Origin of the sequence: Nitrosospira sp. Nl5, from assembly GCF_900102495.1 — a bacterium.
In the GTDB taxonomy this organism is placed as follows: domain Bacteria; phylum Pseudomonadota; class Gammaproteobacteria; order Burkholderiales; family Nitrosomonadaceae; genus Nitrosospira.
This window is the reverse complement of sequence record NZ_FMVQ01000007.1, coordinates 95,219-112,032: the sequence shown is the minus strand read 5'-3', so window position 1 is coordinate 112,032 and position 16,814 is coordinate 95,219. Positions and strand designations below refer to the sequence as shown.

14 protein-coding genes are annotated in these 16,814 nt (G+C 53.9%); 7 read left to right on the top strand and 7 right to left on the bottom strand.

Annotated features, from left to right (window positions below; all coding sequences use genetic code 11):
* Window positions 1–183 precede the first annotated feature (183 nt).
* Genes BLP45_RS08590 through BLP45_RS08575 form a run of 4 tightly spaced genes read right to left on the bottom strand, consistent with a single transcriptional unit; the run spans window position 184 to window position 5,171 of the window.
* Window positions 184–2,004, bottom strand: coding sequence for a sensor histidine kinase (locus BLP45_RS08590; protein ID WP_090371721.1), 1,821 nt, complete (start codon window positions 2,002–2,004; stop codon window positions 184–186).
* Complete coding sequence (locus tag BLP45_RS08585; RefSeq protein WP_176754713.1) at window positions 2,001–2,393, bottom strand: response regulator; 393 nt, start codon at window positions 2,391–2,393, stop codon at window positions 2,001–2,003. Before BLP45_RS08585 ends, BLP45_RS08590 begins: the two co-directional genes overlap by 4 nt.
* Before the next feature lie 16 nt (window positions 2,394–2,409).
* Window positions 2,410–4,743: a PAS domain-containing sensor histidine kinase gene (locus BLP45_RS08580; protein WP_090371719.1), complete on the bottom strand. Its 2,334-nt coding sequence runs from the start codon at window positions 4,741–4,743 to the stop codon at window positions 2,410–2,412.
* Window positions 4,740–5,171 carry a response regulator gene (locus tag BLP45_RS08575; RefSeq protein ID WP_176754712.1) on the bottom strand — a complete coding sequence of 144 codons (432 nt, stop codon included), beginning with the start codon at window positions 5,169–5,171 and terminating at the stop codon, window positions 4,740–4,742. The genes BLP45_RS08580 and BLP45_RS08575 overlap by 4 nt, the downstream gene beginning before the upstream one ends.
* 880 nt (window positions 5,172–6,051) lie before the next feature.
* On the opposite strand from BLP45_RS08575, the gene BLP45_RS08570 reads away from it, so the two are divergent.
* Window positions 6,052–7,110: an AI-2E family transporter gene (locus tag BLP45_RS08570; protein WP_090371717.1), complete on the top strand. Its 1,059-nt coding sequence runs from the start codon at window positions 6,052–6,054 to the stop codon at window positions 7,108–7,110.
* A 246-nt stretch (window positions 7,111–7,356) separates the two neighbouring features.
* On the opposite strand, the gene BLP45_RS08565 is transcribed toward BLP45_RS08570, so the two are convergent.
* Window positions 7,357–8,172, bottom strand: coding sequence for an SDR family NAD(P)-dependent oxidoreductase (locus BLP45_RS08565; protein WP_090371716.1), 816 nt, complete (start codon window positions 8,170–8,172; stop codon window positions 7,357–7,359).
* 179 nt (window positions 8,173–8,351) lie between these two features.
* Between BLP45_RS08565 and BLP45_RS08560 the strand changes: the two genes are divergently transcribed.
* Window positions 8,352–9,044: an SDR family oxidoreductase gene (locus tag BLP45_RS08560; RefSeq protein ID WP_090371715.1), complete on the top strand. Its 693-nt coding sequence runs from the start codon at window positions 8,352–8,354 to the stop codon at window positions 9,042–9,044.
* Between the two features lie 131 nt (window positions 9,045–9,175).
* Here BLP45_RS08560 and BLP45_RS08555 read toward each other — a convergent pair whose 3' ends face one another.
* A complete protein-coding gene (locus BLP45_RS08555; protein ID WP_090371714.1) occupies window positions 9,176–9,505 on the bottom strand; it encodes a heavy metal-binding domain-containing protein in 330 nt (109 codons plus the stop codon).
* Between the two features lie 159 nt (window positions 9,506–9,664).
* Complete coding sequence (locus BLP45_RS08550) at window positions 9,665–9,958, bottom strand: hypothetical protein (protein WP_090371713.1); 294 nt, start codon at window positions 9,956–9,958, stop codon at window positions 9,665–9,667.
* Between the two features lie 95 nt (window positions 9,959–10,053).
* On the opposite strand from BLP45_RS08550, the gene BLP45_RS08545 reads away from it, so the two are divergent.
* The 5 genes from BLP45_RS08545 to BLP45_RS08525 all read left to right on the top strand — a co-directional run bounded on the left by BLP45_RS08545 (window position 10,054) and on the right by BLP45_RS08525 (window position 16,736).
* A complete protein-coding gene (locus BLP45_RS08545) occupies window positions 10,054–11,067 on the top strand; it encodes a Fe(3+) ABC transporter substrate-binding protein (RefSeq protein ID WP_090371712.1) in 1,014 nt (337 codons plus the stop codon).
* 143 nt (window positions 11,068–11,210) lie between these two features.
* Window positions 11,211–12,896, top strand: coding sequence for an ABC transporter permease (locus tag BLP45_RS08540; protein ID WP_090371711.1), 1,686 nt, complete (start codon window positions 11,211–11,213; stop codon window positions 12,894–12,896).
* A 139-nt stretch (window positions 12,897–13,035) separates the two neighbouring features.
* Window positions 13,036–14,121, top strand: coding sequence for an ABC transporter ATP-binding protein (locus tag BLP45_RS08535; protein ID WP_090371710.1), 1,086 nt, complete (start codon window positions 13,036–13,038; stop codon window positions 14,119–14,121).
* An 8-nt stretch (window positions 14,122–14,129) separates the two neighbouring features.
* Window positions 14,130–15,860: a glycoside hydrolase family 15 protein gene (locus BLP45_RS08530; protein WP_256327758.1), complete on the top strand. Its 1,731-nt coding sequence runs from the start codon at window positions 14,130–14,132 to the stop codon at window positions 15,858–15,860.
* A 93-nt stretch (window positions 15,861–15,953) separates the two neighbouring features.
* A complete protein-coding gene (locus BLP45_RS08525) occupies window positions 15,954–16,736 on the top strand; it encodes an SDR family NAD(P)-dependent oxidoreductase (RefSeq protein ID WP_090371709.1) in 783 nt (260 codons plus the stop codon).
* The last annotated feature ends 78 nt before the right edge of the window (window positions 16,737–16,814 follow it).

Genomic DNA, 16,814 nt, shown 5'->3' with positions numbered 1-16,814 from the left:
AAGCGATGGATTTTTGTGTCAGGCTAGGCGCAAACCACAGCGATAGTCGAATCTATCGCGAGGATTTGCAACGATGCATGACGCGAAAAGCCGCGTTTTTAGGTTCAATTAATTGCGAAGCACACCACTAGCTTCGACTTGCAAGAGCAGCGAGGCTCGTTCGAAGGTATCAAAAAAATAGCGTCAGGCGGTTGTTTCGAATTGTTCTTTGGAAGAAGCCGTCATCGCAGCGGCATCTTGCGCATCAGCCACCGCCAGCGTAAAGAAAAACTTTGATCCGCAACCCGGTTCGGATTCAACCCAGATATTGCCGCCGTACCCCGCGACAATCTTCTGGCAGGTCGCAAGACCAATGCCGCTTCCGGGGTATTCTTCTCCGTGCAGGCGCTTGAAAGGCTGGAAGATTTGCGTGGCATATGAAGGATCAATGCCAATCCCGTTATCCGTCACGCCGATGACCCATTGCGCGTCTCTCCGCTTGACCGAAACATGGATGCGAGGCGGGTGCTGGCCACGATATTTCAGCGCATTGCCGATCAGATTCTGGAAGAGTTGCAGCATATGTGTCTCATGCGCCTCCACCACCGGCAGCGGGTCCGATGTGACTGTCGCGTCAGCGTTTGCTATCTCGACGCTTAAGTCGTCAAGCACCGCCTTCAATACCCCGTCAAGAGGTAAGCGCCCGGCGGCTGCGACATCGAAGTGACTCGCTCGGGCGAAAGACAGAAGAGCCTCCAGAAGCCGCACCACGCGGCTCACGCTATCGGTAATGTAACCAATCAACTCCTTGTCCTTGCCATCAAGCTGCTTCTCTAATTTTCGAGACAGCAATTGGGTCACGACGCTTACCGAATTCAACGGAGAACGCAGGTCATGCGCAGCCGCACTCACGAAATGCTGGAGTTCTTCGTTGGAACGCCGGAGTGCCGCCGACGCAGTCTCCAACTGACGTTCTGAATGCCTTCGCGCGGAGATATCCCGAAACACGAGAACCGTCCCGATGAGGTTGCCGTACTCGTCCTTAAGAGGCGCGGCACTGTCGTCAATGGGACATTGTCGGCCGTCCCTGGAGATCAGGTTTGCATGGTTGGCGAGTCCGACCGTCACGCCTTCTGCAAGGGCCTTTTCGAGCGGGTTATCGATTTTGATCTGCGTGGTTTCATTAACGATAGCAAATATCTCGCCGATGTGACGGCCCAAGGCTTCCTGCCCTTTCCACCCCGTCAGCTTTTGAGCCACCGGGTTAATGAAAGTGACAATGCCGCCGGCATCTGTCACGATCACGGCGTCGGCAATGTCCACCAAGGTGGTTGCGAACAATTTTTTGGCGGCTTCCGCCTCTTTGTAAAGCGCCTCACGGCGCGACATACCGCGAAAGTTGACCACCGCGGAGATAATGACGAAAGCAAATAGTAGCGCGCCGCCAAACGTACTCACGACCCTGAGGCGGTCCGAACTCTCGTTTTCAGCCGCGGCAAACTCCTCAAGGCGGGCATCCATGCTTTGCTCGATGGCGGCGCCATGCATTCGAATCTCATCCATCAATCTTTTTCCGCGACTCGTGTCGACGATCAGCAGCGCCTCAGCTTGTTTGTTCGCCCGGCGAAGCTCAACGGTGTTCTGGAGCTCGGCAAGTTTGGCGAGCACTAATGGTTGAAGCTTCCGTACACGCGCTGCCTGCTCCGGAGTCTGGGCAGCCTGGGCATCGAGCTGCTTTAGCAGGTCGGGAATCCCTGACACGGCGTTGTGATAGGGTTCGAGATATGGCTCTTTTCCGGTGAGAAGGTACCCTCGCTGGCCCGTCTCGGCATCCTTGAGCATAGACAGCAGATCCTTGCTCGCGTCCCTGACGCTCTGGGCGGTTTTACCCTGATCACTAGCCTGTTTGGCAGCTTCAATGTTCCGATATGACAGCAGCGCAATGGCGCAGACCACGAGCAGCGACACGCAGAACATCACAATTTGCGGCGCCCCGGATAGTCTCTCCCGCTTTTTGTCACTCATTCCCGCTCTGTCCCGGTAACGGGCGGCGCCGACGATAGTCCCAGCAACAAACCCTTTACGACTTCGCCAATTTTGATATACGCTTCGTAGCCCGACGGTTTACGGAAATATCCATTTGCGCCCATACTGGCAGTCTCCATCCTGTCCCTTTCGGAATCGGAGGAGGAAACGACCAGTACCAGGGAGTTTGCACAGTTGCGGCTCCGGCGCAGATGTCTCAGGACCTCGATTCCCGGCTTTTTGGGAAGATTTAGATCCAGCAAAACCAGGCAGGGACGAAGCGTTGCACCATCTTCATCCGCCTCGTCGATGAACGTAACCGCTTTTTCCCCATCGCTCATCACATGAAGGTTCGCATCGACCCCCGCCGCTTCCAACGCTTCGCGCATGAGAAACACATCCGCCTTATTGTCCTCGACCAGCAGGATATGGAAACGCGCCTGCGCGACGGCATCCTCGGGCAAACGTAAAGTAGAAGGTTGACCCTTCCCCTGGCCTGGATTCGACCCAGATGCTGCCATGATATCGCTCCACGATCCGCTGGCAGATAGCAAGGCCGATGCCGGTACCGGGATATTCATCACTGGTATGTAGCCGCTTGAAAATTCCAAAGATCCGCTCCTTATATTCGGGACTAATGCCGATGCCATTATCCCGGACTGAGAACCGCCAGTACCCATTCTGCTGTTTGGCTTCCACGTGTACAAGAGGGCGTTCGCCGCCGCGATATTTGAGGGCATTGCCGACAAGATTTTGAAAAATCTGCTGCAAGTGAATTCGATGCACCTGGACAGCCGGGAGCACATCGGAGGTGATCTGCGCATCGCTCTCGGCGACGGCATTGGCAAGGTTGGAAACCGCCGCCTTCAACGCCGCGTTCGCATCGGCTTCTTCGGACGGAAGGCGGAACTGGCTCACCTGCGTATAAGCAAGGAGGTCGCGGACGAGCATCTCCATGCGCGATGCCCCGCCCCTCAAATACTCAAGAAACTCGCGTGCTTCGCCATTCAGGTGGGCCTCATGGCGTTTGACCAGAAGCTCGCTGTATATACTGACGCTTCGCAACGGTTCCTGAAGGTCGTGGCTGGCGGAGTAAGCGAACTGTTCAAGGTCTGCATTCGCGCGCCTGAGCTCCTGCTCGGTTTCCAGCTGGGCCGTGATGTCCGTATTCGTTCCAAACCAGCGGACAATCCCGCCCTCCGCATTGCGAATGGCTAGCGCGCGGGACAGGAACCAGCGGTAGCTCCCATCCCCTCCCCGGAGAGGGAATGTATCTTCCCAGACTCTTCCAGTTTCAAAGCAATGGCTGATATGCTCGAGGACCCGGTCCACATGCTCCGGATGAACAACCTCCCGCCAGCCCCATCCCTGCATGTCTTCCAGCGTGGTGCCGGTATAGTCATACCAGCGCTGGTTGTACCAGGACACCCATCCCTTCTCGTCCGTCATCCATGCGAACTGAGAGATATTATCAGCGAGCGTGCGAAACTCTTCCTCGCTCTTGCGAAGGGCGTCCTCAATCTGTTTTTGCCTGGTCACGTCCCGCGACACAATGACGACACCCGCGCGCGTGCCGGTTCCGTCGCGAAGCGGAGCCTTGATGGAGTGGAAAAAGCGCATCCTGCCGGTAGCATCGGGGTACTGTTCCTCGGTCGACACTATTTTTCCCGTGCGCATTACCTCGCGATCCACGGCCATGATGGGCTCAGCGATCTTCGGATCGGCCAGTTCCCGGTCGGTGCGGCCGACAAGTTCGGCGACAGGCCGGCCGATCATTCGCGCCGTCGCCTCGTTCAAGGCAAGGTAGCATCCTTCCGGGTCTTTGGCGGCAATTACGTCGGGGCTACTGTCAAGAATGGTGGTAAGCAGCGCGTTGATGCGGTCGCGCTCCCTCTCCGCGTTCTTACGCCCGGTAATATCAATGTTCATCCCAACCCAGCCTTTGATAGTCCCGTCAGCCGCCTCAAGCGGCGCGCCGCGGACCGCGTTCCAGCGCCATTCCCCGCTCACGTGCCTGAGCCGGTACTCCAGGGAATAAGGCGCTCTTGTGGTCACCGTCTCACGCCACGAAGCCGCAGTCCGTGCACGGTCCTCCGGATGAATGTAATCAAGCCAGCCAGACCCCTTAAACTCCTCGTAGCTTTGCCCGGTAAAAGCGCGCCAGGAAGGCGAATCTTCAACCACGGCACCCTCAGCGTCCGTGCTCCACACAAACTGGGCTGAGGCCTCGACAAGCGCCCGAAACCGGGCTTCGCTTTCCTGAAACGCTTCCGTCGCCTGCTTGCGCTCGGTGACATCGCGGAAATAGACGAAAAGGCCGTCAGCCTTTGCGGGATAGGCACGGACTGCGTACCAGCGCGCCCAAGGCTCGTACCATACCTCAAACTCCACCGGCACGCGGTCGCGGGCGGCCCGGCGATACTCCCTCTCCAGAACGGTGCCACAGGTCGTCGGAAACAGATCCCACTGGCTCCTGCCGAGGATCTCACTGCGCGGTACGCCGGCCATCTGCTCCGCCGCTGCGTTGAAATAGATGAAACGCCACTCGCTATCCAAGGCGCAAAATCCGTCGGTAATGCTTTCAAGAATGCCTCTGGCCTGTTCCCCGATCTCATCGTCCGACCCCTTAGGCGAGTCTGTTCCACTGCCGCGTTCCAGAAACTCTGCAGCCGGATCATTACGATGTTCAATGCTGGAATTCTGGGCAGGATTGAAAGCGGTCTTTTGCTCCGATGTCATGCTGCGCTACCCATGCGGCTAGACGACGCACAATTGTTGCCGGCAATCTCCCTGACGATGGCGCCGAGCTGCATATAGTCGCTCAAGCTTGAGGGCTTCCTGAAGTAATGCGTAATGTGCTTCTTGTCATCATAATCGCGCGGCGCTTCCGAAGCCGTCATGACGATAACGGGTGTCTGCGAATAATGTTCCGTGGACCGAAGCCGGTTGAGAATCTCCTCGCCATCCCGCTTGGGCAAGTGCATGTCGAGCAGCAGCATGTCGAGGGGAGGCGCGGCCGGATCGGCATCGAGGCTTTCAATGAACTGGATCACCTGTTCGCCATCTTTCATGACATGGAGATTGCACGCGATGTGCGCCTCGTTCAAGGCCTCCCGAACGAGCAGCACATCCGCCGGATTGTCCTCAGCAAGGAGGATATGCAGCATAGGGATGTCGTTGTCCATCGCGGACTGGCATAGATATGGAAGCAATTATTATACGACGCCTGAAGCCAGGCTGCCCATTTCTTCCGAATTTTGCTCCTGCTGCGATTGTCCGGATAGAGCCAAAATAAAAAATATATTCATCATCCGAATATTGCGCTACACTAAAACCATAATTTAATTATGGTTATGCTTCCAGCTTGAACGGACCGACTGAATGTATCAATTTAAGAAGGAGAATCGTGATGAAAACGGATAAGACGTTAGTCGTTCTGATCGTGTTAATTCTCGGTCTGATATCACTTTTCGGAATATTGAATAGGTGGTTCATCGTGATGTAGCAACTCGGCAGTGCTTTTAGCTTGGCCAAAAACCTTGGGGCCTCCGTACAAACCCCGTGAGGGCTTTTGCAGCGCGACTTAACGAGACATCGCCCGTCCGTTCTTATCGATGAAAGGGACATTTTCCGGACAAACATCCGGCTCGTCTACAGCGGTTAGCAGGCATCAGAGACAATCCGAATAGCCGGTTGGATAGCGGCTTGGTTGCATGCCGTTTGTACTGCCTGCTCGCGCATCAAAGACTTAAATTAAAAAACGGCACAAATAAATGAAATAGCTGCTTTTTCATTTCGATTCCTCAAATCCGGCAGGCTGCCGGCATATGAACACCTCATCCCGGGTAATGCGATTGGCATACTTAGTCGCACTGCTTCATTTGGCAAGGCGTTCCCTCAGATACCTCGAACCCCGGCCAAGAAAATCCAGAGCGTACCCACGGTCTCACCTTCTTTTTCTCGCCCCACTGTCCTACTTAAGGCTAAGTTAAGGTAGGATTGGGTTACGAACTTAATAAGCGTCTTCACTTCATCACCCGGATTTTTATGAATTCCCCCGAGCTTCAGAAAAAAACCTTCCTGCTCATGTTGATCGTCGTCTCGCTGGCATTCGGATGGATTCTTCTGCCATTCTATGGCGCAGTATTCTGGGGCTCCATTCTCGCCATTATATTTATGCCGCTTTACCGGCGGCTGCTGGCCGGCTTACACCAGCGCCAGAATCTTGCCGCGTTCACCACCCTGTTGCTCTGCCTGATCATGGTGATTCTCCCGGTTACACTAATGACGATTTCCCTGCTACAGGAAGGGGTTGTTGTTTACCAACGGATCCGGTCGGGAGAGTTGAATTTTGGGGCCTATTTCTCTCAAATCATGAGCGCTTTGCCACCATGGATGGTCAATTTGCTGGAACGTTCTGGCCTCACAAATATTTCCGAGCTGCAGGAGATGCTGTCGACCGGCGTTTTACAGGGCAGTCAATTTCTTGCGATGCACGCTCTTAGCATCGGCCAGAATACTTTTGAATTCGTCATCAGCTTCGGCATCATGCTGTACTTGCTTTTTTTCTTGCTGCGTGACGGCGCCGCTCTCTCCGCGAAGATCAAGCAAGCGATGCCCCTCAGCATGGAGCACAAGCGGCATTTGTTCAGCAAGTTCACAACTGTTATTCGCGCCACCGTAAAAGGCAATGTTGCTGTTGCCGCAATACAAGGCGCATTAGGCGGCGTCATGTTCTCGTTCCTCGGCATTCAGGGGGCACTGCTATGGGGCTTTGTGATGGCCTTCCTTTCCCTGATACCGGCAGTCGGAGCCGGATTGATCTGGGTACCGGTAGCAATCTACTTCCTGCTTACCGGCGCCATTTGGCAGGGCGTGGTCCTCATCGCGTTCGGCGTATTTGTGATCGGGCTCGTTGATAACCTTTTACGACCCGTACTCGTCGGCCGTGATACCAAAATACCCGATTATGTAATCCTCATCTCGACGCTCGGGGGCCTGGTTCTTTTTGGTCTGAATGGTTTCGTTATTGGTCCGGTGATTGCAGCGCTATTCATCGCCTCCTGGGATCTCTTTTCTTCAACCAAGGAGGCGCCGAGTGATTGATTTACAGCAAGATAAATTTCCTAATGTGGCTTCCCCTCATACCGTCCCGATGTAGTGAGTCAGAGATATCGGTACATAACCGATCCAAATGAATAAACCGTGAAGGAATGTTAAAAATGACTAGATTGGCGTCAGACAAGGCGCGAGGACGCGCATAGTTGTTCATATGCAACGACGAGCAATGCAGTATGGCGGCAATCTAGTCATTTTTAAGTACCGATATCTCGGACTCACTACACGAGCATCCTAGAATTTCATTTGCCTGCGGATTACCCAGGCAAAGAGACGGGCGCCAAACAGCCATCTTGCTGCCGCGGCTAATTTTGCATCAAGGGGCAACGCATGTCGTACCGGCGGATTGGCGCTTGTAACGGCATCAAGCACCGCCTGCGCGATAATTGCGGGACCCGGCGACGTCGGTTCATTAGCCAGGAGATGATAAAGACCCTTAATAACTTTCTGGTAAGCGGGCGGATGCGCAACAGTATCGAGCAGCGCCAGTTGCCGGGGAACGAATTCGGTCTTGATCAAACCCGGAGCAATAAGCACGACCTCGATCCCGAATTCCATCACTTCGCCACGCACGGCATCGGTTAGCGCTTCTACGGCATGCTTGGAAGCCGCATACCAACCGAAGCCAGGAGTTGACATCTTGCCCATTACGGACGTCATGTTGACGATGCATCCTGACCTCTGCTCCCGCATATGGGGCAGGACTGTCTGCATGAATCTCGCATAGCCGAAAACATTCACTTCGAACTGTCGGTGCGCCGCTTCCATCGAAACACATTCGATAGCGCCCAATTGACCGAACCCCGCATTGTTAACCAGCACATCAATTCGTCCCTTGGTCGATATCACGTGATTGACAGTCATACGAATGGCCTCTTCATCGGTCACATCCAGCTCAACTGGCTCAATGTGATCAGAACGTATCTGTTCCAGCCTGTCCAGACGTCGCGCGGCTGCAAACACGTAATAGCCATTTTTGGCAAGAAGTTCCGCGGTCGCTCTCCCGATACCGCTGGACGCGCCGGTAACCAATGCAATTCGCTGGGTCATATCCGTCGTTCCCTGTAGTATTGGCATTCGTTTAAATTCTATATATGTGTTCGGTAAAAACTGTAGAGTCTCTTCACTTTGCGGTATTCGTCCACTGGCACTACCTGTCACAGCAGCAGCAAGGCACTCTGGTAAACCTCGAAGGATTTAGAAACGTGAAATAAACGTAAGGAGGAAACATGAAAACCACATTAATTACAGGCGCCAACCGGGGAATCGGGCTGGAGTTCGTCAGGCAATACGCCGCGGAGGGATGGCGCGTTCTAGCTTGCAGCCGCCAACCGGAAAAATCGGATATGCTCAACGCCCTCGCCGCAGGATACCCTGACCAGATTACAATGCACCCGCTTGATGTCGCTGATCATGCGCAGATTGAAACATTGGCACTATCACTAATCAACGAATCCATCGATCTGCTCGTGAACAATGCTGGAATCTATACGGCTACGCATAAGAACGATAATATCGATTATGAGGCTTGGGCGCACGCATTTCTCGTCAACACCATGGCTCCACTGAAAATGGCACAGACGTTTGCCACCCAGATCGGCCGGAGCAATCAAAAAATTATTGTGACCATCAGCAGCAAAATGGGCAGCATCGAGGACAATCGTGGCGGCGGCAGTTATATTTACCGGTCAAGCAAGACTGCGGTGAATATGGTTGTAAAGAGCCTGTCCATCGATCTGAAGCCAGCTGGCGTCATCGCGGTGGTTTTCCATCCTGGATGGGTACAGACCGAAATGGGCGGACCGAACGCATTGATTTCCACCACCCAAAGCGTGTCCGGCATGCGCCACGTCATCAGTCAATTGACTCTGGCCGATTCGGGAAAATTCATCGCTTATGATGGCCAGACTATTCCCTGGTAGCCGCTATTGCCCTTTCCCGCTTCCATCTTTGCGGTACCCCGCCAGCTTATGCCTTCAAATTTTGCTGATAGCGAACTCCTGTCTTCTGTCTGATGGCCCCGTTAAGTATTCCGCATGAGTTTGAGGAATCCTTACTCAATGGTCTCTACGATTACCGCAGTTCCGCTGGCGGAAACCATCAACATGCCGTTGTCCTTACCCATTATCTCGTAATCGATATCAATGCCGATCACCGCATTTGCACCAAGATCTTGGGCGCGCTGACGCAACTCTTCAAGTGCAATCTCGCGGGCCCGCTGAAGCTCCTTCTCGTAGGTTGCAGAACGTCCACCCACCAGATCCCGGATTCCTGCAAAAAGGTCTTTGAACAAATTCGCGCCGAGAATTGCTTCTCCGGCGATAACGCCGCAGTACTTCGTGACCCGCTTTCCATCAATGCCTGGGGTGGTTGTAAGTTGCATCACTCCTCCCTTTAAATTTCATCATTATTCGAATAGCATCACCCTGCCCGCTCCCATAATTTCGGGCAGGAGATGGGCCCCTGCGCGGTAAATCGGAAATGATTTGTTGTTAGCCGGGAAGAACGAGTGAAGAATGGACGGAAAGCGGCCCAATTCAGGTTATGGCGTACTTCCCGTACTTCCACTTCCTCCGCTTCCTTTGGGCGGCCGCTTGCGAAGCTTCTTGAGCGGCCTCTTGCCCTGCGTGCCATCACGTGGTTTTAGCTGCTGGCCAGCGGGAGTAGCAACCCTTCGGCGAGCGGCTTGCTCCGAAGTAACGGCGCGATTGACAGGAGTCAGAGTAATCTCGAGCTCGTTTATCTCATCCCATTGGGCTTCGCTCCGCTGCCTCTCGGGAATCGCAAGCAACTCTTGCAGGCGCTGATAAGAAGGATTCGGTTGTGGTTTATCCATGGTAGCGCGAATACCGTGCTTTACTGATAATTATTATCATTTATAATATAGTTGTTATTGACTGTTTCCGCTCTTTCAACTTTGGAGTGATAAAAATGCTGAGATCCTGCTTCAACCGCTATCTTACCGCAATGTTTTGCTGTGTCACGCTGTTTGGTGCCAGCGCCTCCCAGGCGGAGCAGATCGTTGTCTATTCGGCACGCATCGAACAACTTATCAAGCCAATGTTTGACGCTTTCACCAAAGATACCGGTATCACCGTAAAATTCGTCACCGATAAGGAAGGCCCGTTGCTCGCGCGCCTCAAAGCGGAGGGAAAAAACACGCCGGCAGACATGCTGATCACCTCTGACGCGGGTAACCTGTGGGAAGCTGCGCGGGAAGGACTATTGAGACCAGTAGAGTCAAAAACGCTGGAGGCCAATATCCCCTCTTATTTGCGCGACCCCCAGAACCGGTGGTTCGGATTGTCGGTGCGTGCCCGTCCCATCGTTTATAACATAGAAAAAGTGAAGCCTTCCGATCTTTCGACTTACGAAGCGCTAGCGGAACCTGAATGGAGAGGGCGGTTGTGTCTGCGCACTTCCAAAAAAGTATATAACCAATCCCTGATAGCAATGATGATCGCCGAGCACGGCGAAGCCAGGACCGAACAAATTGTAAAAGGCTGGGTCGCCAACCTTGCCACTGATCCCCTGTCCGATGATACTAAGGCGATGGAATTCGTCGCTGCGGGGCAGTGCGACGTGACCTTGGTTAACAGCTATTATTTTGGCCGCCTGATGGAAAAGAACCCATCCCTGCCATTGGCAATTTTCTGGCCTAACCAAGGGAGCAGCGGTGTTCATGTCAACATCTCCGGAGCGGGTGTTACCAGGCATGCCCGCAATGCCGGGGCGGCTGTCAAACTGCTGGAATTCCTCTCCTCGGAGAAAGCACAGAACTTGTTCGCCGACGTGAACATGGAGTATCCGGCCAACCCCGGCATAAAATCCAGCCCCGTAGTTGCAGCCTGGGGAACATTCAAACAGAATCCGATAAACGTGACCACGGCCGGCGAGTTGCAAACAGAAGCGGTTAAACTGATGGACCGGGCCGGTTGGCGATAAAGGCTTACCCGGCTCCCGCCGTTTCGCGCTCATTTTTCCAGCTCATCGATCGGTTAAGCGCCATGACCCGCAAAGGCCTTTTGCGCTATTTGTCTTTCACCTTCGCTGTGAATTCGCTACAACTGCCGGATTCAGATTAAAAGGTGAAGGGTGAAACGCGCAATCTAACGGGAAAAAGTAGCAGCACGAGAGCCGGTTTTTCGCACTTCTCATCTTCCGCTTATCGCGCTTCATGGGGTTGGCGTCTAATCCCTTTTTTGGTAGCCGTGCTGGTGCTGGTCCCTATCGGCACCATCATCTCGTCATTCTTCGCGCCAACTGGCGACGTCTGGCAACACCTGGTTGAAACCACACTGCCCGGCGTGCTGGTGAATACGTTCTGGCTTGCACTGGGAGTAGGCTCCGGCGCCGCACTCCTGGGAGTAAGTCTTGCCTGGTTTACCGCGGTGTGTGAATTTCCGGGGCGAAAATTCTTTTCCTGGGCGCTGTTGCTGCCGCTCGCCATTCCAGCTTACGTCACCGCGTTCGTCGCACTTGGTCTATTCGACTATACCGGCCCGGTCCAAACTACGTTGCGCTCCTGGCTGGGGCCTGATCTATTTTGGTTTCCAAATGTCCGCGGCAGGCTGGGCGTCATTATTGTCATGATTCTGGCGTTTTATCCTTATGTTTATTTGCTGGCGCGCAACGCCTTTCTTACTCAGGGCAAACGTTCCCTGGAAGCGGCGCAATCGCTGGGCTTCAATCGTACACAAGGATTTTTCAGGCTGGCATTGCCCATGGCACGGCCATGGATCGCGGGCGGAATAATGCTGGCGCTGATGGAAACCCTGGCAGATTTTGGCACGGTAGCGGTTTTCAATTACGACACTTTCACCACTGCTATCTATAAAGCCTGGTTCGGTATGTTTTCGTTGTCCGCAGCATCTCAGCTCGCCTCATTGCTGATCGTGATCGTCTTTGCAATGATCGTCATGGAGCAACAGTTTCGTTCGCGTATGCGCTATGCCGAACTGAAGCAAAGTGCGCGCGCGGGGCGCATAGCGCTCGAGGGGTGGCGCGCATGGTCGCTCACCGGGTTTGCGTCAGTCACATTGTTTTTTGCATTTCTGCTGCCGGTTGCGCAATTGGGTATTTGGGCGGCCGTTGTTTTTTCGCAGGATTTCGACCAGCGTTATCTGGAATTCCTCTGGCACTCGCTACTACTGTCCACCTTTGCTGCTCTATTGACCTGTTCTGTCGCACTGCTTGTGGTTTACGCGGTGCGCCGCTACCCCGATCCGGTTACCCGCGCCGCGGTAGGCGTTGCCACTATCGGTTATGCCCTCCCTGGCACCGTTCTGGCGATAGGAATTTTCATTCCGATTGCATGGGTAGATAACTGGCTGAGCGAAATAGCCATGCAACTATTTCATATAGAGACTGGACTACTGATCCAGGGCACGCTTGCCACGATGCTGATTGCTTATATGACGCGTTTTCTTGCGGTGAGTCATAGCCCGATAGACAGCGCCATGCAACGTATAACCAGTAGCATCGATGAAGCCACAAGGGGACTTGGTTTGAGCGGATGGACAATGCTGCGGCGGGTACATTTGCCTATTCTGAAAGGTGGAATATTTACCGCTGCCACGCTGGTATTCGTGGACGTGATGAAAGAAATGCCCATTACCCTGATGACGCGACCCTTCGGTTGGGATACGCTCGCGGTAAGAATTTTCGAAATGACTTCTGAAGGCGCCTGGGAGCAGGCCGCTCTCCCTGCGGTGGCGCTGGTACTGGCGGGCCTATTTCCGATAATATTGTTTGTGCGGCAAACTGAAAAATAAGTTCGTGAACCTAAATCCGGCAGTCGGCTACGCATTTTTCAGCTCGTGCCACGCTTCACAAGGATTTTTTTGCGCCATTGACCTTCACCTTTATAGCGCGTTCACTACTCCCTCCAATTGCCTCAGCTGAACTTCCGCCATGAGCACACTTCTCGAACTTAAGAATATCCGCCATGCCTACGGCAAACAAGTAGTGGTGAATGATTTGTCGTTTACCCTGGAAAAAGGTGAGATAGGCTGCCTGCTGGGGCCGAGCGGATGCGGCAAAACGACTGTGCTGCGCTGCATTGCAGGGTTTGAACCGATATCGGCTGGCGAAATTCTCTTGAACGGCAAAGCGATAAGTCGTGCCAGCTTCTGTTTGCCGCCGGAGCAGCGACATATAGGCATGGTATTTCAGGATTATGCTTTGTTTCCTCATCTCACCGTCGTTGCCAATATCGGCTTTGGTCTGCACCGCATGCAAAAACAAGAACGCGCGTCTCGCGTCGCCGAATTGCTGCAAACCGTGGGCCTGGGCGATGCGGGGACCAAATACCCACATGAACTTTCCGGCGGTCAGCAGCAGCGCGTGGCACTGGCGCGCGCTTTAGCCCCGCGACCCGATCTGCTATTGCTGGATGAACCCTTCTCCAATCTGGACGTAAGCCTGCGCGAGCGTTTGAGCCTGGAGGTACGCGACATCCTCAAAAGCCAGAACGCTACCGCTATTTTAGTTACGCACGATCAGGACGAGGCATTCGCCATAGCAGACGAAATCGGCGTCATGCATCGCGGCGAAATCCAGCAATGGGATACGGCTTATAATCTCTATCACAGGCCCGCCAACCGTTTCGTCGCAAATTTCATCGGGCAGGGGGTATTCCTCTCCGGCAAGATGCTGGATCCGCGTCATGTGGAAATCGAACTGGGGGTTCTGACCGGCGATATCCCGCATCAATGCACGCCGGATTGCCAACTGTGCGGGGCAGGTAATCCCGTGGATGTATTGATACGGCCGGATGACATCGTGCACGACGACGCCAGTCCCGTCCAGGCTGCCGTAGTGCATAAAGCTTTCCGCGGGGCCGATATTTTATATACCCTGCGCCTGCCAGGCGGTGGCATTGCCCTGTCACTGGTACCCAGTCACCACAATCACGCACTAGGTGAAAAAATCGGCATCCGGCTGGAAGCGGATCACGTCGTCGCATTCAGCCAATCAGACCGCGCAGCAAATAATTAGGGGAACAGATGGCCATAGCTAATCTTAAATTCGAGATTGGCGATCTTGCAGTCATCGGCGACCGGCAAACCGCTGCCATTGTGGCGACTGATGGCTCTATCGTCTGGTATTGCCCAGGGCGCTTTGACCAGCCCTCTTTGTTTGCAACCTTGCTCGACTTGGAGAAGGGTGGTGCATGGACGATCGGCTTGCCTGACGCAAAACCCGGTGGCCGAACCTATCTCGAAGATAGCGCGGTGCTCGAAACCCGTTTCGAGCTGGAAGAGGGCGATTTCAAGGTAACGGATTGGATGTCTATCGGTGATGAATGGCCGCAGGGCATTTGCCGCCTGTTCTCGCCTCCACCTCGGCCTGTTGTCATTTCAGTGATGCCAGCGCCGGATTATGCAAGAATTCCTGCCGACTTGCGGCAGGTTGCGGGCGGCATATGTATTAACACGCACCAATGGCTCTACGCCTCCCATTCTCTGGCCGTGGAGGAAGGGGTTATCCGCCTTACATTGCCAGTGGGGGAAGAAAGCTGGGCAGTTCTGGTTGATGCTCCAATAGGAGCACCAACCCGCGCCCATGTGCAATCCTGGCTTGATACCACCCTTGCCAACTGGCGAGATATCACGTCGCGCATTACTTATCACGGCCCCTTCGAGCAGGAAGTTGCACAATCACTGCGTGCACTGCGCTTGCTGACCTACGCTCCCAATGGCGGCATTATTGCCGCTGCCACCACCTCTCTTCCGGAAGTAAAAGGTGGAAACCGTAATTATGATTACCGTTATGTGTGGATGCGGGATGCGGGGATGATCGTCAGTGCGTTGGTACGGGCTGGGAGCAACGGGCCGGATGAACGGCATTTCCTGGACTTTATCTGCAGCTCAAAACAGGAGGAAACGGGCAAGCCATTGCTGCCGCCATTTTTGTCTCTGGATTTCAAGCCTGCTCCGCCCGAATGTCATCTTGACCTCGCTGGCTATGAGGGAAGCCGTCCGGTTCGTATTGGCAATGACGCCAATAACCAGTTGCAGCTGGATGGATTTGCCAATGTGCTATTGGCAGCGAAGTTGATCTACGGCCGGCACAATACGCGCGAGCATTGGGAAACGGTAAGACAAATCGCGGATTTCTTGGCCGAGCATTGGCATGAACCGGACTATGGCATTTGGGAAGAACATGAGAAACGGCAATACACGACCGGCAAAGTCATCATTTCCTGTGGTCTTCGCTATATCGCTGACTATACTGATGACACGTCGCAGGCTGACAAATGGCGGGCGGCGGCAAAAGACGTCGAAGCTTATGTCGCAAGAAATTGTATCAACTCCGAAGGCGCATATGCCGCTTTCCAGGGCAGCGAACCGGTGGACATTTCCGCGGCTCTCTTCCCCACCTGGGGATATACAGCGCCTGATTCTCCAGAGATGTTGGCCACGATGCGGGTGCTGGAGAGGGACTATTCCGATGGACATCTATATTGGCGGCACCTGGAAGAGACTGGCCGCTACCAGGAAGGCGCTTTTGTTGCCGGCACGATATGGGTTGCACAATACTGGATCCTGCACAAAGATCTGGAGCGAGCCAGACAGATTCTGGAAACTACGCTTACTTACGCCAATGACCTCGGTTTTTTCGCCGAGGAAGCGGACCCGAAGTCCGGAAAAATGCTGGGGAATTTTCCGCAAGCTTTTGTCCATGCCGCTTTCATCGGCGCAGTCATCGACTACAAAAATGCATTGGACGGTTGAACGAGCCAGCCAACTGAATTAAGAAAATCATTTTTACCAGAGGAGCTTTACTGCTCCATCAATCCTTAAACATTTTGACCTGGAGAATTTCTTATGGATTCACAAAGACTAAAAGGCGAGATTGCCATTGTAACCGGATCAGACTCCGGCATCGGACAAGCGACCGCGTTCGCTTTTGCGAAAGAAGGCGCCAACGTGGCGGTGTCCTATCTGCATGACAAGGAAGGGGCTGAGCGAACCAAATTCGAGATAGAAGCAACCGGACGCCGGGCCTACCTCAGCCAACTGGATGTACGCGACCCTGGCCTGGTGGAAAATTTTTTCAAGGAGGTGCAGAACCAGTTGGGTACGCCGACTATCCTGGTCAATGATGCCGGTGTCGATGCAGCAGGAAAACCTGTCAAAGACATGAGCCTGGAACATTGGGATAACATAATTCGCACCAATCTCTATGGTCCCTTCTTTACCTGTCAGCAGTTTATCCGTGGCCTGGATGGTACTGGCAAGCACGGCACGATCATTAACATCACCAGCGTACATCAGGAAATTCCACGTAGTGGCGCGGCCGGTTACGATGTCTCCAAAGGCGGCTTGCGTAACCTGACGACAACGCTGGCACTCGAACTGGCAGAAAAAAACATCAACGTCAACAATATTGCGCCGGGAATGGTGCTCACCACCATGAACCAATCGTCGCTCGACGACCCGGAAGTCCTGAAGAAGCAGGTGCAATCGATTCCGATGAAGCGTGCAGCGCAGCCAGAGGAGATCGCACATGTTGCGGTATTCCTGGCATCGGAAAATGCCCGGTATATCCATGGAACCACAATTGTCGTGGATGGCGGGCTGATGCTGTTTCAGGGGCAAGGAGCCTAGAGGACACTTGGCCCCACATTAACCATAAACTGCTGCTCGAATTGCCGTCCCGTTGACCAGCAATCGTGTTCAATATTT